This window comes from Nocardioides sp. F233 (genome assembly GCF_057813895.1).
The window spans coordinates 772582-789354 of sequence record NZ_JBVASH010000001.1 but is presented as its reverse complement, the minus strand read 5'-3'; the positions used below and the strand labels follow the sequence as shown (position 1 = coordinate 789354).

Annotated in this window: 15 protein-coding genes; 3 read left to right on the top strand and 12 right to left on the bottom strand. The window is 72.3% G+C overall.

The genetic code is table 11. The features are described from left to right. Nucleotides 1-22 precede the first annotated feature (22 nt). The 6 genes from ACZYRU_RS03720 to ACZYRU_RS03695 all read right to left on the bottom strand — a co-directional run bounded on the left by ACZYRU_RS03720 (nucleotide 23) and on the right by ACZYRU_RS03695 (nucleotide 6830). Complete coding sequence (locus tag ACZYRU_RS03720; RefSeq protein WP_488955730.1) at nucleotides 23-1057, bottom strand: ABC transporter permease; 1035 nt, start codon at nucleotides 1055-1057, stop codon at nucleotides 23-25. Beyond that, the gene (locus ACZYRU_RS03715; protein WP_488955729.1) at nucleotides 1020-2543 is read right to left on the bottom strand and encodes a sugar ABC transporter ATP-binding protein; all 1524 of its coding nucleotides are present in this window, start codon (nucleotides 2541-2543) and stop codon (nucleotides 1020-1022) included. The genes ACZYRU_RS03720 and ACZYRU_RS03715 overlap by 38 nt, the downstream gene beginning before the upstream one ends. 27 nt (nucleotides 2544-2570) lie before the next feature. Beyond that, on the bottom strand, nucleotides 2571-3716 hold the full coding sequence (locus ACZYRU_RS03710) for a sugar ABC transporter substrate-binding protein (RefSeq protein ID WP_488955728.1): 1146 nt from the start codon (nucleotides 3714-3716) through the stop codon (nucleotides 2571-2573). 102 nt (nucleotides 3717-3818) lie between these two features. Then, on the bottom strand, nucleotides 3819-5072 hold the full coding sequence (locus ACZYRU_RS03705; protein ID WP_488955727.1) for an aminotransferase-like domain-containing protein: 1254 nt from the start codon (nucleotides 5070-5072) through the stop codon (nucleotides 3819-3821). Nucleotides 5073-5113: 41 nt separating this feature from the next. Further along, a complete protein-coding gene (locus ACZYRU_RS03700; RefSeq protein WP_488955726.1) occupies nucleotides 5114-5947 on the bottom strand; it encodes a mycofactocin-coupled SDR family oxidoreductase in 834 nt (277 codons plus the stop codon). A gap of 28 nt (nucleotides 5948-5975) precedes the next feature. Then, on the bottom strand, nucleotides 5976-6830 hold the full coding sequence (locus ACZYRU_RS03695) for an SDR family NAD(P)-dependent oxidoreductase (protein WP_488955725.1): 855 nt from the start codon (nucleotides 6828-6830) through the stop codon (nucleotides 5976-5978). Nucleotides 6831-7063: 233 nt separating this feature from the next. Between ACZYRU_RS03695 and ACZYRU_RS03690 the strand changes: the two genes are divergently transcribed. Continuing rightward, complete coding sequence (locus tag ACZYRU_RS03690) at nucleotides 7064-7666, top strand: TetR/AcrR family transcriptional regulator (RefSeq protein ID WP_488955724.1); 603 nt, start codon at nucleotides 7064-7066, stop codon at nucleotides 7664-7666. Next, nucleotides 7663-8265 carry a TetR/AcrR family transcriptional regulator gene (locus ACZYRU_RS03685; RefSeq protein WP_488955723.1) on the top strand — a complete coding sequence of 201 codons (603 nt, stop codon included), beginning with the start codon at nucleotides 7663-7665 and terminating at the stop codon, nucleotides 8263-8265. The genes ACZYRU_RS03690 and ACZYRU_RS03685 overlap by 4 nt, the downstream gene beginning before the upstream one ends. On the opposite strand, the gene ACZYRU_RS03680 is transcribed toward ACZYRU_RS03685, so the two are convergent. Continuing rightward, nucleotides 8243-9529, bottom strand: a complete 1287-nt coding sequence (locus ACZYRU_RS03680) for an alpha/beta hydrolase domain-containing protein (protein ID WP_488955722.1) — start codon at nucleotides 9527-9529, stop codon at nucleotides 8243-8245. The two genes, ACZYRU_RS03685 and ACZYRU_RS03680, sit on opposite strands and share 23 nt — an antisense overlap. A 29-nt stretch (nucleotides 9530-9558) precedes the next feature. Between ACZYRU_RS03680 and ACZYRU_RS03675 the strand changes: the two genes are divergently transcribed. Next, nucleotides 9559-10872: a hypothetical protein gene (locus ACZYRU_RS03675; RefSeq protein WP_488955721.1), complete on the top strand. Its 1314-nt coding sequence runs from the start codon at nucleotides 9559-9561 to the stop codon at nucleotides 10870-10872. A gap of 118 nt (nucleotides 10873-10990) precedes the next feature. Here ACZYRU_RS03675 and ACZYRU_RS03670 read toward each other — a convergent pair whose 3' ends face one another. The 5 genes from ACZYRU_RS03670 to ACZYRU_RS03650 form a co-directional block, all read right to left on the bottom strand. After that, complete coding sequence (locus ACZYRU_RS03670; RefSeq protein ID WP_488955720.1) at nucleotides 10991-11176, bottom strand: DUF3073 domain-containing protein; 186 nt, start codon at nucleotides 11174-11176, stop codon at nucleotides 10991-10993. Between the two features lie 155 nt (nucleotides 11177-11331). Then, the gene (purM, locus tag ACZYRU_RS03665) at nucleotides 11332-12393 is read right to left on the bottom strand and encodes a phosphoribosylformylglycinamidine cyclo-ligase (RefSeq protein ID WP_488955719.1); all 1062 of its coding nucleotides are present in this window, start codon (nucleotides 12391-12393) and stop codon (nucleotides 11332-11334) included. Between the two features lie 19 nt (nucleotides 12394-12412). Further along, nucleotides 12413-13882 (bottom strand): amidophosphoribosyltransferase, encoded by a 1470-nt coding sequence (purF, locus tag ACZYRU_RS03660; protein WP_488956243.1) that lies wholly within the window; start codon nucleotides 13880-13882, stop codon nucleotides 12413-12415. A gap of 24 nt (nucleotides 13883-13906) precedes the next feature. Next, nucleotides 13907-15301: an FAD/NAD(P)-binding protein gene (locus ACZYRU_RS03655; protein ID WP_488955718.1), complete on the bottom strand. Its 1395-nt coding sequence runs from the start codon at nucleotides 15299-15301 to the stop codon at nucleotides 13907-13909. An 87-nt stretch (nucleotides 15302-15388) separates the two neighbouring features. After that, nucleotides 15389-16741, bottom strand: a complete 1353-nt coding sequence (locus ACZYRU_RS03650; RefSeq protein ID WP_488955717.1) for a dipeptidase — start codon at nucleotides 16739-16741, stop codon at nucleotides 15389-15391. Nucleotides 16742-16773 lie beyond the last annotated feature (32 nt).

Genomic DNA, 16773 nt, shown 5'->3' with positions numbered 1-16773 from the left:
TTCTCTGGTGCGGGTGGGAGGTTCAGCCGTCCGCGCGGACGGAGAGCCTGCGGAGCTTGGTGAGGACGACGGCAAGGATCAGCGCGCCGCCCTGGAAGGTGGAGATCACCCAGAACGGGATCCCCTGCAGCTGCAGGCCGTTGATGCCGATGGCGAGGATCGCCAGGCCGACGAGCAGACCCGGGACGTTGAACCGGCCGGGCTTGATCATGGTCGAGCCGAGGAAGGCCGCAGCGTACGACGGCAACAGATACTGCGCGCCGACGTCCGGCTGCCCGGTCCCGATGCGTGAGGTGTAGACGAGGCCGGCGAGCGAGGCGCAGAAGCCCGACACGACGAATGCCAGCACCAGGATCCGGTTGGTCGGCACACCGGCCAGGCGGGACTGCTCGCGGCCGAATCCGGTCGCGTAGATCATCCGGCCCAGCGGGGTCATCTCCAGCACGTAGTAGACGACCAGCGCGAGCACGACGACCAGCACGATCGGGTTCGGGATGCCGAACAGCTCGCCCCGGCCCAGGTCGGTGAAGCCCTTCGGTATGTCACGCGAGACGACCTGGCCGTTGGCGACCAGCTGCGAGACCCCGAGGAAGATCGAACCCGAGCCGAGCGTGACGATGAACGGGTCGATGCTGAGCCGGACGACGAGCAGCGCGTTGAGCAGGCCCGCCGTCGAGCCGACGAGAAGCGTGACGAGGATGGCGGCCGGCACCGGCATCGAGCCGGCCGTCTGCTGGAAGGTCCAGGCCGAGGTGATCACCGACAGCGTGAGCACGCCGCCGATGGAGATGTCGAAGACGCCGGCAGCGAGCGGAAACAGCAGGCCCAGCGCCACCACCGCGGTGATCGTCTGGTTGTTGACGACGGCGAGCAGGTTGCTGCTGGTGAGGAAGACGCCGGGCGAGGCGATCGTGAACGCCACGATCATCGCGACGAGCAGCAGCGGTCCGGCCCAGCGGTCGAGCAGGTCCAGCCCGAGCCGGCCGCGCCGCTTCTCGGCGGGGTGGGCCGCGACCTCCTCAGCCGGCTGCGTAGCAGAGCTCAACGATTCGCTCACGGGTGATCTCCTTGTCGGTCAGTTCGTCGGCGACGACTCCGTCGCGCAGCACCAGGACGCGGTCGCAGGTGGCAGCGAGGTCGTCGGTGTCGGAGGAGCACAGGAGGACGGCGGTGCCGTCGTTCCGCGCCGCCTCCACGAGGAGGCGCAGGATCTCGGCGGTGCCGCCGACGTCCACGCCGTGGGTCGGCTCCTCCAGCACCAGCACCCGCGGTGAGGTGCGCAGCAGTCGTGCCACGTAGGCCTTCTGCGCGTTGCCGCCGCTGAGCAGCTCGATCGGCCGCTGCACGTCGGGCGGTCGGATCCGGTAGCGCTCGACGAGCGCGACCGCCTCGGCCCGCTCGGCGCGGTGCCGGAAGCGCCCACCCCGCCAGTACGGCGACAGGTCGGCGATCGTGATGTTCTCGGCCACCGACATGCCGGTGATCCGCTTCTGGTCGCGCTCGCCGGGCAGCACCGCGACCCCGAGCCGCCGCAGCGCCCGGACGCCGGGGCGGGCCACGGGCACTCCCCCGACCGCGACCGTGCCGGCGTGCAGCGGCGCGCGCCCCTGGAGCAGCCGGACGACCTCGTGGACGCCGGAGCCAGCGAGGCCGGCCACGCCGAGCACCTCGCCCGCGCGCAGGGTCAGGCTGGCGCCGGCCAGCTCACGCCCGGCGACGACGTCGTCGAGCTCGAGCACCGGGGCGCCCGTCGTACGTCCGGCGGCACGGTCGGCGGCCCGCACCGCCTGGACCTCGCTGCCCGCGATGACGCGGGCGAGATCCTCGCGGGTGAGCGCGGAAACGCTCTCCTGGAGCACGACCGCGCCGTCGCGCAGCACGGTGACCCGGTCGGCGAGGTCGATGACCTCCTCCAGCCGGTGCGTCACGTAGACGACGCCGACGCCGCGCGCGGCGAGGGTGCGGACCAGCCGGAACAGATGCTGCACCTGCTCCTCCGGCAGCGCCGCCGAGGCCTCGTCGAGCACGAGCACCCGGATCGCGTCGGGGTCGTCGATCGCCCGGGCGATCGCGACCTCGGTCCGCTCCACGGCCGACAGTCCGGCCACCTCGGCAGCCGGGTCGATGTGGCCCAGCCCGAGGTCGTCGAGCCGCGCCCGGGCCGCGGCCCGCTCTCCGCGCCAGCGGATGGCGCCCAGCGTGCCGGCCCGGTAGGTGCCGACTCCGAGCCGGAGGTTCTCCAGCACCGAGAGCTCGTCGACCAGGCCGATGTCCTGGTGGATGATCCGGACACCCGCCCGGCTGACCGCCACCCCGTCGCCGAACCGCAGCCGCGTTCCGGCGACAGAGCAGCGTCCGCCGTCAGGGTGGTGGAACCCGGAGAGCACCTTGATCAGGGTCGACTTCCCGGACCCGTTGTGGCCCAGCAGGGCGTGGATCTCGCCGCGCGCGACCGTGAAGTCGACGCCGTCGAGGGCCCGCTGTCCGGGGAAGGTCTTGACGATCCCCTGCAGCTCCAGCGCTGCCGCGTCGTCCGTGGTCATGGTGTCTCCGCTCTCGTCCGGGTCAGCTCAGCTGACGCCCCAGAGCGCCTTGAACTGGTCGCGGAACCCGTCGGCGCCTTCGTAGGTGCCGCTCTTCGGCGCGCTGTCCTGGGTCATCAGCAGCTGAGTCGGGTTCTCGATGCTGTCCGGGATGGTCTGGCCGGCCTTGAGGCGCAGCGCAGCATCGACGACGGTCCAGCCGTTCTCGTAGACACCCGACGCGACGTCGGCCTTGATGATGTCGCCCTGACGGACCAGCGCCAGCGTCGGCTCGTCACCGTCGAAGGTGCCGACCGAGATGCCGTCCTGCTTGCCCGCCTGGCGTACGGCGTCCGCCGCCATCACGCCCGAGAAGCCCGGGGTGCTGACCACCCAGTTGAGGCTCGGGTTGGACTGGATCTTGGCCTGCAGCGCGGGCGGCAGGTCGGTCTGCGCGGTCGCAACGCTGAACCGGTCGACGCTCACCTTGCAGCTCGGGCACTTGTCGAGCGCGGCCTTGACGCCGTCGGCGCGCTGGCCGTTGCACTGGTAGACGGTGTCGGCGAAGATCGCGACGTTCGCCTTGCCGCCGGACTGCGACACGATGTAGTTGCCGAGCAGCTCGCCCTCGATCTGGCAGACGTTCCCGACCTCGACCGTGTTGCCCTTCGCCGGGTCCGGGAGCTGCGCGGTGAACTGGCCGATCACCGGGATCTTCAGCTCGTGCGCCTTGGCGTACGCCTCGGAGGCGTCGGCCGACGGCCGCGCGTTGTTGACGATCACGTCGGGCTTGGCGTTGACCGCCTGGCTCATGCAGTTCTGGAAGGAGGCGACGTCGCTCTTGGCGTCGCAGACCTCGAGCGCGAAGCCGAGCACCTCGGTCGCCTGGCGCACGCCCTCGACCTGGGCCACGCAGCCGGGGATCGACTGGTCGCAGCCGACGAAGTAGACGGTCATCGAGGCCGGCGGCTCGACCGCGCCGAGGCCCTTGACGGCGATCTCGGTCGGCACCTGCACCGCGGTCTGCGCGGCGGCCTTGGCCTCGTCCAGCCAGGGGCCGCTGGCGGCCGGGCCGTCGTTCGTGGTCGTGTCCGAGCTGTTGCAGCCGGCCAGCGCCACGGTGGCGGCGACCACCAGGGCGGCGATCGCGGCGCCGCGGCGGCGACGTGCGCGAGGGAGGTTGTTGGAAGGCACGGGCATTCCTCTCGTTGGGTTGGGTCGGGTGTTTTCGGGCGCCCGAGCTCCGTCCCCGACGCGGGCGCCGGGGACAGCAGGTGGTGGTGGGTCAGCGGCGGGTCAGTGCGCGTGCGCGACGATCGCCTCGCCGAGCGCCTTGATGCCGCGCTCCAGCTCGTGGTCGGGAGCGTGGCTGTAGGCGAGCCGCAGGTAGCCCTGGCCGGCGTCCTGGCCCAGGAACTTCTCGCCAGGGCGGCAGAAGACGCCGTTCATCGCGGCCTCGTGCTGGGCCTTCTCCCAGTCGACGTTGTCGGCGATCTTGAGCCACAGGTAGTAGCCGCCGTCGGGCACCTCGAAGGTGACCAGCCCGCCGCAGTGCTCGCGCACCGCGGCCGCGGCGAGGTCGCGCTTGCGGCGATAGACCGCGTTGGCGCGCTCGATGTGCGGGTCGAGCAGGCCCTCCTTGAGGTACTGCTCGAGCATCCGGCAGAACCACTGGCTGACGCCGAGGTCCTGGCGCACGGAGGCCAGCGCGTGGATCAGCCGCTCCGGCGCGGTGATCCAGCCGATCCGCAGCGCGGGCGCGAGCACCTTCGAGAAGCCGTGGCTCTGCATGACGCGGCCCAAGGTGTCCATGCTGAGCAGCGACGGCACGGGGTCGCCGCTGTAGCGGAGGTCGGCGTAGATGGAGTCCTCGAGGATGACGAAGTCGTACTCCTCGGCGACCTCCAGCAGCCGGCGCCGGCGGTCCTCCGGCATCACGACACAGGTCGGCAGCTGGAAGGTCGGGATGACGTAGAGCAGCTTGGGTGTGACGCCGTCGCGGCGCATCTCCTCGAGCCGCTCGACCAGGGACTCGATCACCAGTCCGTGCTCGTCGATCTCGACGGTGCGGATGTCGGCGCCGCGCATCTGCATGAAGCGCATGGCGTACGGGAAGGTCGCCTTCTCGACGAGGACGCCGTCACCGGGGTTGACCAGCGCGTTGACCGCGAGCGCGATGGCCTGCACCGAGCCCGAGGTGAGGATCAGGTTGTCGGCGCCGATGCCGTCGACCTTCTGGGTCTTCGACAGCCACGCGGCGACTTCCTCGCGCAGGCCGGTGTGGCCGAGCATCAGCTCGATGTACGACGGCAGGTAGACGATCTGGTCGGTCTTCTCCTCGTAGCCGAAGGAGATGTACTCCAGCGCGCGGCCGCCGTCCCGCTCGAGGACCTTGCTCATCAGCCGGTCGAAGTCCTCCAGCGGGAAGGTCTCCTCGGCCGCGATGCCCTGGTCGAAGTTGAAGGTGACCTGGGCCGGCGGGTCGGGGAAGAACAGGGCCGGGCCACCGGCGGCCAGGTCGGACAGCTTGTCGGTCGGGTCGAACGTCACGTGGGGCTCCTTGGTTGTCAGGCGTCGGGGGGCGGAGTGCGTCAGGCGCTGTGGAAGGCGTTCCAGCCACCGGCGACGTCGAGCGCCGTGCCGGTGATGTAGCGGGCCTCGTCGGAGGCGAGGAAGAGGACGGCCTCGGTCGCGTCGCCGACCTCCAGCCACGGCACCGCCATCGGGTTGAGGGTGGCGAAGGTGTCGCGGACGTCGTCCGTCGTCGGCGCGGCCAGGTCGGGGCGGAACAGGCCGTAGGTGAGGTCGTTGTGGCACATGTCGGTCGACACCGACATCGGCGAGATCGCGTTGACCGTCACGCCGTACGGCGCCAGCTCGATCGCGACCGACTTCACGAGACCGATGACACCCCATTTCGAGGCCGCGTAGTTGGCGTTGTTGGGTCCACCTTCGCGGCCGACCGCCGACGCGGTCGCGACGATGCGCCCCGACCGCTGCTCGGCCATCACCGGCGCCACGGCACGGATGCTCGCGGCCACTCCCCCGAGGTTGACGTCCACCACGTCGCGCCAGACGTCGTCGGCCATCTCCCGGACCGGGCCGAAGGCGGCGATGCCGGCGTTGGCCAGCAGCACGTCGACCCGACCGAACCGGTCGACGGTCGCGGCGACGACGTCGCGCATCTGCTCGGCGCTGCGGGTGTCCGCCTTGAACGCCAGGCTCTCAGCGCCCAGGGACTCGACCATGCGAGCGGTCTCGTCGAGCTCGGCGGGCGTGGCCATCCGTGAGGCGCACGGGATCTGCTCGGCGATGTCGACCAGCACCACGTTGGCACCGCGCTGCGCGAGCGCGATGGCGTGGGAGCGGCCCTGCCCCTTGGCGGCGCCGGTCACCAGCGCGACGCGGCCGTCGAAGTTCCTCATCGGTCTCTCTCTCGTCTGCTCGGCCGGATCAGGCCGTGTTGGTGGCGGCCAGGCCGGCCGAGACGTCGATGACGGCGCCGGTGCGGTCGAGGCCCGGCTCGGCGACCAACTGGTCGACGGCCCGGACCACGGCGGCGACATCGACGTACGTCGTGCTGCTGGGGTGGCGCACGCGCAGCGCGTGCTCGGCGGCGCCACGATCGGGACCGGCCACCGCGGCCGAGCCGTCGCGGCCGGCCTGCAGCACCGACCAGTACGACGGGTCGGCAGTCATCGCGGTGTCCATCACGCCCGGGCAGACCACGCCGACCGCGACGCCGTGCTCGGCGGCCTCGTGGGCCAGTGACTTGGCCAGCCCGATCTGCGCCCATGCGGCGGCCGCGTAGTGGCTCAGCCCGAAGGCGCCGCGGCGTCCCTCCTCGGCGGCGACCACGACGATCCGGCCGTTGCCGACGGCCTCCAGGTGGACGAGAGCCTCGCGGAGCACGTGGTACGTGCCGTGCAGGTTGGTGTCGACGACGGCGTCCCAGGCGGCGTCGCTCATCGTCGCCGCGGTCGCGGCCGTGCGCACGCCGGCCGCGCACACCACCGTGTCGAGGCCACCGAGCGCGGCCACCGTCTCCGGCAGCGCGGCGCGAACCTGCTCGACGTCGCGGACGTCGACCGCGGCCACGTGGCCACGCACGCCGACGACCGCCCGGGCCTGGTCGAGCTCGGCGGGTCCCGACAGCGGGTAGCCGAGCTCCATCACACCGGGCGCATCCCAGACCGCGACCCGGGCGCCGGCGTCCACGAAGGACGCGGCGACCGCCGCGCCGAGCCCGCGCGCGCCGCCGGTGACGAGCACCCGACGCCCGTCGTGACGCGTTGAATTTCCGTTCATGTGGCTAGTCCTACCGTGGCCCACGAACATGTGTCAAGGGCCACAGCGAGCCGCCGGTTCCGCGGAGATTCGCGCGTATTCAAGCGGAATACGACGATTCGGCACCGAATGCCACAACGGGTGACGGAAAATTCATATCTCCTGAATTGTTGTTCATAAATGGCGCTGGGCCCGAGCCACTGGCTAGCCTTCGGGCAGTCCGAACCCGACCCACAGCCCACGAGAGGCGCTCGGTGACACTCCCTCCGACCCGGCAGGCGTTGATCGACGCTGCCGTCGACGTCTTCACTGAGAAGGGCCTGCACGGCACCCGGGTGACCGACGTGACCAAGCGCGCCGGCGTCGCGGCGGGGAGCTTCTACACCTACTTCGACACCAAGGAGGCGCTCTTCCTGGAGGTCGTCGAGGTCGCCCGCCAGGAGCTGGCCGCCGAGGTGCCGCGGGCCCGGTTCTCCGACGCCGAGAGCGCCCGCGCGTGGCTGCTGGACGTCGTACGGCTCCAGGTCACCCGGTTCGCCGAGGGCGCCGCGACCTGGCGGATGATCAACGCCGCCGCACTGGGCAACGTCCAGGTGGCCACCGCCCTGCGCGCCCAGGACGACCCGCTCACCCGGGCCCTCACCGACGAGATCGGGTTCTGGGCCGAGCAGGGCTGGATCGACCCCGGCGCGGGCAGTGCCGTCGTCGTCGAGGCGCTGATCGCGCTCACCGAGCAGTCGGTGCAGCAGTGGTGCTCCGACGAGAGCACCGCGTTCGACGCCGAACGGGCCACGGCCGCGATCGCCGACGCCTGGACGGCCATCCTGCGGATGCCGCCGAGAGGTGCAGGGCGATGAGCGAGCGAACCCCGCAGACCACCCAGGGCAGCCGTACCCGCGGCGCGCTGCTGCGCGCCGGACGACGGGTGCTGGAGCGCAAGGGCCTGCACAAGACCCGGATCTCCGACATCACCAAGGAGGCCGAGGTCTCCGTCGGCACCTTCTACCTGCACTTCGAGAACAAGGACGACCTGTTCCGCCAGCTGCTCATCACCGTCGAGGACGAGGTCTACGGCGAGCTGGTGCCTGCCGAGCCGGGAGCGGTCGACCCGGCACAGCGGATCCGCGAGACCAACCGGCTCTACCTCACCGCGTTCAAGCGCAACGCTGCCTTCTGGACCTGTGTCGAAGCGGCCGCGCTGGAGCAGCCCGACCTGCCCGGCGTGCTCGCCGAGCGCAACCGCTACTACCGCAGCCGCACCGAGCGCGCCATCGCGCGATGGCAGGCCGCGGGGCAGGTCGCCCCCGAGGTCGACCCGGCCACCGCTGCCTTCCTCCTCGGCGCGATGACCGAGCGCCTGGCCTACCTCTGGTACGTCTTCGGCCACCGCGACGACGTCGACCAGGCGACCGACGACCTCACGCGGCTCTGGCTCAACTACCTGGGGCTGGCCTGATCTCTCCCAGGACGGCGTCGCGGTCGTCGGCCAACACGAAGCCGGCGGCGATCGCGGCGTCCGTGGCGGCGACGTACGCCGCTCGGTAGGCGTCGGGGGTGGCCCAGCGCGCAGCCAGGACCTCCGCCGGGAGCGGGAGGGTGCGGCCGAACAGGCCGCAGATGACCGAGGCCCCGGGGCCGGCGTCGCCGGAGACCACGTCGGCGGGAGCGTCGACGACGGGGGTGCGGATGCCGCCACGGACGATGCCGAGGTCGTCGCGGACGAAGCCGCCGTCGACGATCTCGAGCGGCGGGGCGGCCGGGGCGGCGGGGCCGCCGCGGGCCCAGGTGTCGAGGTGGCGCAGGGCCGCGCGGGCGACGTACACGTGCTGGCCGCGGTTGACCGGGTCCGGGCAGCCGAGGAAGGCCTCGAACTCGCCGATCTGGAACAGGTCGGCGTGGGCGGCACCGGCGACCTCCCAGACGCGCAGCATCGGGCCGTCCGGCTGGCGTGCGGGCAGGTAGTTGATCCGGCCGAGCAGGTCGCCCTCGGCCTCCAGCACGATCACGGGCACGTCGAGGTCGTCGCGGACCGGTGTCGGCTCGCCCGCGGCGCGGGCGGCGAGCAGGTCGATGCCCCGGCCGGGCTCGCCGAGCGGTGCGGCGACGTCGCCGCGACTGTGGACCAGGAAGCCGTCGAAGAAGCGCTCGGTCGGGTGGACGTGGTTCAGGTAGGTCGTCAGCGTGTACGCCGACTGTGACTGCCCGATCGCCAGCACCCGCTCCGCACCCGTCAGCTCAGCGACGGCCCGGGCGACCTCGGTGAAGATGCCGTACGCGTAGGCGTCGCCGGGGTGGTCGAGCCCGCCGTAGCGCGCCGGGTCGACCGCCGTGAGGCCCTGCAGCGCCGCGCCCTCGACCGCGACCGTTGCCGTGCCGCTCTCGACGCCGTTGAGCTGCGCGGACACCCCGGCCCAGGCGTGGCCCTGCCGGACCAGCTCGTCGGCCAGGTACGTCCAGTCGGGCGCCGCGTCGGCGCCGCTGCTCACGTTGAGCCACTCCACGACGAGGGTCCCGCTCGCGGGCGCCTGCATCGGCCGGCGTACGACGACCCGGGTCGTGAACCGCGCCTCCCCGTGGGTGGGGTCGGCGGCTGCGGCGACACCCGAGGCGGCGTACTCCTCCTCGGACCAGCCGGCGGCCGCGAGGTCGGGGCCGGGGCGGGCGGCGGTCAGTGCGAGGCCGTTGCCGCCGGACAACGGGGTGAGGGTGGGGACGGGCACGGACGCATCATGCCGCGTAGGGTGCGCCCGTGCTGCCGTCCTTCGAGATCGCCGCCCGCCACCGACCGATCACCCTGGTGGCGGCCGAGGGGTTCCCGCTCCTCGCGCCCTTCGGCGCGGTCGAGGGCACGCTGGTCGCGGGCGGTGCCGCCGAGCTGGCGCTGGAGGCCGCGGACGGCACCCGGCTCGCGGTCCGGCTCGAGGACGGCCGAGCGTCGCTGCTCGTCCGCATCGGCGGAGCCGAGCACGCACTACGCAGCCGGCGACACGGACAGGTCGGCAAGCCGCCCACGCGGCTGGGACTCACCCTCACCGGCAGCCACCTCGCGGTGCTGACCCTCGAGGACGACGCCTGGATCGCGCGCGGGCGGATCGACCTGCGCGAGATCGGCGGCCCCGACACCCGCGCCCCCGGGTGGCTCGCTGGGCTGGCCCCGGACGCCTCCGGGGCGGTGGCCGGCGTGCGCGCCGGGAGCTTCGGGCAGCTCGGACTGCGCGACATCCGGCTGGTGTCGCACGCCGACGGGTCGCCGTACCGGATCGGCTCGGAGGTGCTGTTCACCGCCACCAGTGCCGGCCCCGGGTTCTTCGACACCGCGCACACCTCGGTCTGGGCGCTGTCCGCGACGGGCGCGATCGCATGGCGCAGCGACCTGTTCTTCGAGCGTCCCGACCGACCGGGCGTGTACGGCGACCACGCCACCCACCTCGTCCGCGACGGCGACACGTGGCTGGTCGCGACCAGCACCTGGTCGGACTTCCCCGCGCGCAGGGCCGACCGGGTCCCGGGCGCGCTCGGCGTCACCCTGGCCGAGTCGAGCGAGGACCTCGCCCGTGGGCAGCACGTGCTGCCCACCCGGCGCCTGGAGCTGCCCACCGACGGCCCGAGCGTCGGCATGTGGGACCCCCACCTGGTGCGGACGTCCGAGGGCTGGCTGGTCGGCTACGTCAGCGCACGGAAGTTCTTCGACTTCCACCCGCTGCTCGCCGCCGGCCCGTCGCTCGACCACCTCGCCCTGCGGGGCGCGGCGACCGACCGACGGGCGACCGAGGGCACCACCCTGCTCCGCGTCGGCGAGGACTGGAGGGTCCTGGCCAGCGACGGCAGGGACAACCGCCGGGCGGTCCGCGGCCGGTACCCGGTCTTCGACACGTCGATGACCGAGATCGGCACCCTGACCGCGCCGTACCCCACCAACATCCCGTGGCCGACCGTCGTTCCGCCCGACCCGGACGTGCCGGGCGACGAGTGGCGGCTGGTGACGTTCGACGGGCGCCGGTCAGGTGGCCGGCTCGCCGGCTACGGCACCCACGGAGACGTGGTGGTCATGCGGCAGGGCTGACCGCTCATTGACGTGCAGCCGAGGCCACGGGCGAGTACGAGTGGCGGTCTGGGACGTGGTGACACGTCTCGATACGCCCTCGCCCGGGGGCTCGGGCTACTCGACGAGCGAGGTCAGCTCAGTCGCGACGGTCGGCGTAGTCCGACCACTTGTCGAGCACTTCGGGCTCCGCCTCGTCGGCGCTGGACGAGGCGGGCTCTCCATGGAGCTCCGCCGCCAGAGCCGAGAGGTCAGTCTCGTGAGTGCGGTACTTCAGGTCGCGAGCGACCTTGGTCTGCTTGGCTTTCGCACGGCCGCGGCCCATAGGGTCCAGCCCCCTCGCACACTTGGCCGGTAGCCCTCCGGGCCCCGGACTGCTGAATACGTAGTCTCGTGGGTCCAACGGTACATGGCGAGTGGCTGTTCCCGCACGCCGGGAGGCCTCTTCCGCGCGCGTGGCGCGCGCGGATGAGGCACAGGTCACCAACCGGGGTGCTGACCGACCAGCTCGACGGTGCCCTGCTGGGCCGGATCGACCGACACCCCGCCGGCGACCCAGCTGTCGATCCCGAAGTCCGCGAGGCGGGCCAGGGCGGCGTCGACGGCGTCGGGGGCGACGAGGGCGACCATGCCGACGCCGCAGTTCAAGGTGGCCTCGAGGTCGGGCTGGGCGACCTCGCCGAGCTTGCGGACGACGTCGAAGACCGGGGCGGGGGTCCAGGTGCCGCGGTCGAGGGTCGCCTTCAGCTCGGGCGGCATGACGCGCGCGAGGTTGTTGGCGAGGCCGCCGCCGGTGATGTGGGCCATCGCGTGGGTCTCGGTCTCGCGGGCGATGGCGAGGGCCGGCTTGGTGTAGATCCGGGTCGGCTCGAGGAGCTCCTCGCCGAGGGTGCGGCCGAACTCGTCGACGTGACGCTCGACGCTCCAGCCGGCCTGCGTGAAGAAGACGTGGCGGGCCAGGGAGTAGCCGTTGGAGTGCAGGCCGCTGGCGGCCATGGCGATCACGACGTCGCCCTCGCGGACCAGGGAGGCGCCGAGCAGGGCGTCGGCCTCGACGACACCGGTGGTGGCGCCGGCGACGTCGTACTCGTCGGGGGCCAGCAGACCCGGGTGCTCGGCGGTCTCGCCGCCGACCAGGGCACAGCCGGCCTCGACGCACGCCTCGGCGATGCCCTTGACGATCGCGGCGATCCGCTCGGGCACGACCTTGCCGGTGGCGATGTAGTCGGTCATGAACAGCGGCTCGGCGCCGCAGACGACGAGGTCGTCGACGACCATGCCGACCAGGTCGAAGCCGATGGTGTCGTGCTTGTCGACCATCTGCGCAACGGCGACCTTGGTGCCGACGCCGTCGGTGGAGGTCGCCAGCAGGGGACGCTTGTACGACGTCAGCGCGGTCGCGTCGAAGAGGCCGGCGAAGCCGCCGAGGCCGCCCAGCATCTCGGGACGGCGGGCCTTCTCGACCCACTCCTTCATCAGGTCGACGGCGCGGTCCGCGGCCTCGATGTCGACACCAGCACGGGCGTAGGCGTTGTCAGCCACGATCGGTCGTTCTCCTCGATCAGGGGTTGTTGAAAACTGGGAGGGCCTCGCCGTGGGTGCTCGGCTTGAGCGTGGCCTCGAGGAGGTGCTTGCCGAGCAGGCTCTCGTCGGGGAGCTCGATCGGGTACTCGCCGGTGAAGCAGGCGGTGCACAGGCTGGTCTGCGGCTGGCCGGTCGCCTGGACCATGCCCTCCAGCGAGATGTAGCCGAGGCTGTCGGCGCCGACGCTGGCGGCGATCTCGTCGACGTCGAGGCCGTTGGCGATCAGCTCGGCGCGGGTCGCGAAGTCGATGCCGTAGAAGCACGGCCACTTCACCGGCGGCGAGGAGATCCGGACGTGCACCTCGAGCGCACCGGCCTCACGGAGCATCCGGACCTGGGCGCGCTGCGTGTTGCCGCGCACGATCGAGTCGTCGACCACGACGATCCGCTTGCCGCGGATCATGTGCTCGAGCGCGTTGAGCTTGAGCCGGATGCCGAGCTGGCGCAGGGTCTGCGACGGCTGGATGAAGGTGCGGCCGACGTAGGCGTTCTTGACGAAGCCCTGGCCGAACGGGATGCCGCTCTCGAGCGCGTAGCCGGAGGCGGCCGGTGTGCCGGACTCGGGGACCGGGATGACCAGGTCGGCGTCGACGGGGAACTCGCGGGCGAGCTGACGGCCCATCTCGACCCGCGCCTCGTGGACGCTGCGGTTGGCGATGGTGGCATCGGGGCGGGCGAGGTAGACGTACTCGAACACGCAGCCCTTGCGGCGCGGCTCGGCGAACTTGTGGGAGCGCAGGCCGTCCTCGTCGATGACGATGAGCTCGCCGGGCTCGACCTCGCGCACGACGCTCGCGCCGGTGGTCGCCAGGGCGGCGTCCTCGCTCGCGACGACCCAGCCCCGCTCGAGGCGGCCGAGCACCAGCGGGCGGATGCCCTCGGGGTCGCGGGCGGCGTACAGCGTGTTCTCGTTCATGAACACGAACGAGAAGGCGCCCTGGACCTGCGGGAGCAGCTCGAGAGCGCGGGTCTCCAGCGACTGGTCGGGGTGGTGCGCGAGGAGCGCCGTCACCAGGCTCGTGTCGTTGGTGGCGGCCTCGAGGTTGTGGGCGTGGATGTCGAGCTCGCCGTCGTCGCTCGGCAGGTCCTGGACCATCTGCGCGAGCTGCGCGGTGTTGATCAGGTTGCCGTTGTGACCGAGCGCGATCGACCCGTCCTCGGTGGGCCGGAAGGTCGGCTGCGCGTTCTGCCACGTGCTCGCGCCCGTGGTCGAGTAGCGGCAGTGACCGACCGCGAGGTGGCCCGCGAACGACTCGAGGGTGTTCTCGTCGAAGACCTGGGACACGAGGCCCATGTCCTTGTAGACGAGGATCTGCCGCCCGTTGCTGACCGAGATGCCCGCGGACTCCTGCCCGCGGTGCTGCAGCGAGTAGAGGCCGAAGTACGTCAGCTTCGCGACGTCCTCACCCGGGGCCCATACTCCGAAGACTCCGCACACGGACTTCAGCGTACCGGCCGCGCCGCCGATCGTTCAGTTCGCGACGATCGCGCGAGACGTGCTCTCGACCACGGCGCGAGCGACCTGCGCGGCCTGCCCCCGGATCTCCGGGATCGCGGTCGACTCCCACAGCGTGCCCTTGCGCGGCGGACCGACCACGAACAGCCCGTCGACGACCCGGCCGTCGGCCCCGAGCACGGCTCCGTCGACGGTGGCGTCGATGCCGAGCGCGAGTGGGTCGGGGGCGACGGTGCCGCGGGCGACGAGGGCGCGCAGGAGCGGGTCGGCGCTGCGTCGTACGTCGGCCAGGGGGCCGGTGCAGTTGACGACCGCGTCGACCTCGACCGGTGCGTGGCCGGGTGCGGTGGTCACCCGACAGCGCTCGCCGAGGTCCTCCACGGCGTGCAGGCTGCCGGCGTGGACGGTCAGCCGGTCGTCGTACCGGTAGGACTGGAGGCGCAGCGCGACCTCGGGCGCCATCCGGTGCCGGCGCACCTCCCAGTCGCGGGCGTGGACGTCGAGGAAGCGGCGGCGCTCAGCGACCGGGAGCCGGCGCCACAGCTCCTGGGTGAGCGGGCGCAGGCCGTCGACGACCGCGCGCCAGCCGACCCCACGCTCGGCGGCGGCGCGGCACTCGTCGGCGATGGCGGCGGCGATGTCGTCGGCGGTGGTGGCGTCGTCGGGGACCTTGGTGACCCAGGCGGTGTGGGCCTGGCCGACGTGCGGCTTGGGCAGCAGGCCGTTGCGGCTGACGAGCGTGACGTGCCGTTCGGGGCCGTCCTCGAGCAGCGTGATGGTGGTGTCGATGCCGGTCAGGCCGGTGCCGACCACGACCACCCGGGCGTCGGCCGGGAGGGCGCGCAGCCGGGCCAGCTCCCACGGGTTGGCGACGTGCCACGGCGCGTCGGGCAGAGCCGCCCCGTCCGCGGTGGCGAGCGGACGGGGCGGCTGGTTCCCGTGGCACAGCACGACCGCGTCGGCGTGCGACGCGGACCGCTCGGTGACGACCTCGAAGCCGGCGCCGGTGGGTACGACGTCGAGCACCCGGCCGGCCCGGATCCGGAGCCGGTCGTCGGCGACGTCGGCGAGCCGGTCCTGGAGGTAGATGGCGTAGTCGGCACGCGGCAGGAAGCCCTGCGGGTCGCTGCTGCGGCCGGTGCGCAGCGCCCAGTCGAGCAGGTCGGACGGCGCGTCGGGGAACGCGCTCATGTGCCGCGCGCGGACGTTGAGCAGGTGCCGCTGGTCGTTGGTGCCGTAGGCGATGCCGCGACCGACGATGCCGCTGGCCTCGTGGACGACGACCTCGAGACCCGGGTCGTCGGATCGGACGAGCAGGTTGATGGCGGTCAGCACGCCGCTCGCGCCGCCGCCGATCACCGCCACCCGGGTCCGCGTTCGGGGGGCCGTCGTCGTGCTCGTCGCCGTCATGCGAGTGAGTCTAGCGAATCACTTGACTTTGATGGGAAAAGCGACGCCCCGAACCGTCGGGCCCGGGGCGTCGCGCGCGACCGGAGGTCAGGCGCCGAGGTTGCGCAGCAGCAGCGCCTCGGCGAGCAGCACCTTCTCGAACTCGGCGAGGTGCAGGCCCTCGTTGGGGCCGTGGGCGCGGGTGTCGGGGTCCTCGACGCCGGTCACCAGCACGGAAGCCTGCGGGAAGGACTCGAGGAACTCCGCGATGAACGGGATCGAGCCGCCGACGCCCATGTCGACGGGCGCGGTGCCGTCCCAGGCCTCGGTGAACGCGGCCCGCGCGGCGTCGTACGCCGGACCGGTCACCTCGAGCGCGATCGGCTCGCCGGTGTCGACGACCTCGATCGAGAGCTGGGCGCCCCACGGGACGTGCTGCTCGAGGTGGGCGCGCAGGCAGGCCAGCGCGTTCTCGGAGGTCTCGCCGGGTGCGGTGCGCAGGGCGAGGCGGGCGCGGGCCGACGGGATCAAGGTGTTGGACGAGCCGTCGACCTTGGGGGCGTCGAGGCCGATGACCGACAGCGCCGGCTGGGTCCACAGGCGCTCGACGGCGGGGCCGGAGCCGATCCACTCGACGCCCTCGGCGACCCCGGACTCGGCGCGGAGCCGCTCCTCGGGGTAGTCGACGTCGGCGGCGGGCCCGGAGTGCAGGCCGGCGACGGCGATGTTGCCGGCGTCGTCGTGCAGGCTCGCGATCAGGCGGGACAAGGTGATGAGGGCGTCGGGGACGAGGCCGCCCCACATGCCCTGGTGGACGGCGTGGCTCAGGGTGCGGACCTCGACGTTGACGCGGACCAGGCCGCGCAGGCTCGTGGTCAGCGCGGGCACGCCGATGTCCCAGTTGCCGGAGTCGGCGATCACGATGACGTCGGAGCGCAGTTCCTCGACGTACTTCTGCAGCAGCTGCGGAAGGGTCGCGCTGGCGACCTCCTCCTCGCCCTCGATGAACAGCCGCACGGTCACGGGCAGGTCGTCGCCGAGCATGCGCAGCGCGGCGACGTGGGTGAGGATGCCGGCCTTGTCGTCGGCGGCACCGCGGCCGTAGAGGCGGCCGTCGCGCTCGGTGGGCTCCCACGGCGGGGAGTCCCACTCGGCGTGGTCGTTCTCGGGCTGCACGTCGTGGTGGGCGTAGAGGAGCACCGTGGGCGCACCCTCGGGCCCCTTCTTCTCACCGATGATGGCGGGCGGGGCTCCGTCGAACGCGCGCACGATCTGCACGTCGACGCCCTCCGCGGCGAACAGGTCAGCAGTCGCCTGGGCGCTCACCTCGACCTGGTCGAGGCGGGCGGGGTCGGCGCTGACGGACTGGATGCGGACGAGGGCCTCGAGGTCCGATCGGACACCCGGGAGGATCTCGGCGAGGCGCGTACGCAGGTCGGTGGTGGAGACAGGTCCGGTCATGCGTCTCAAGATATGGGGCCGGATCGCGGCAT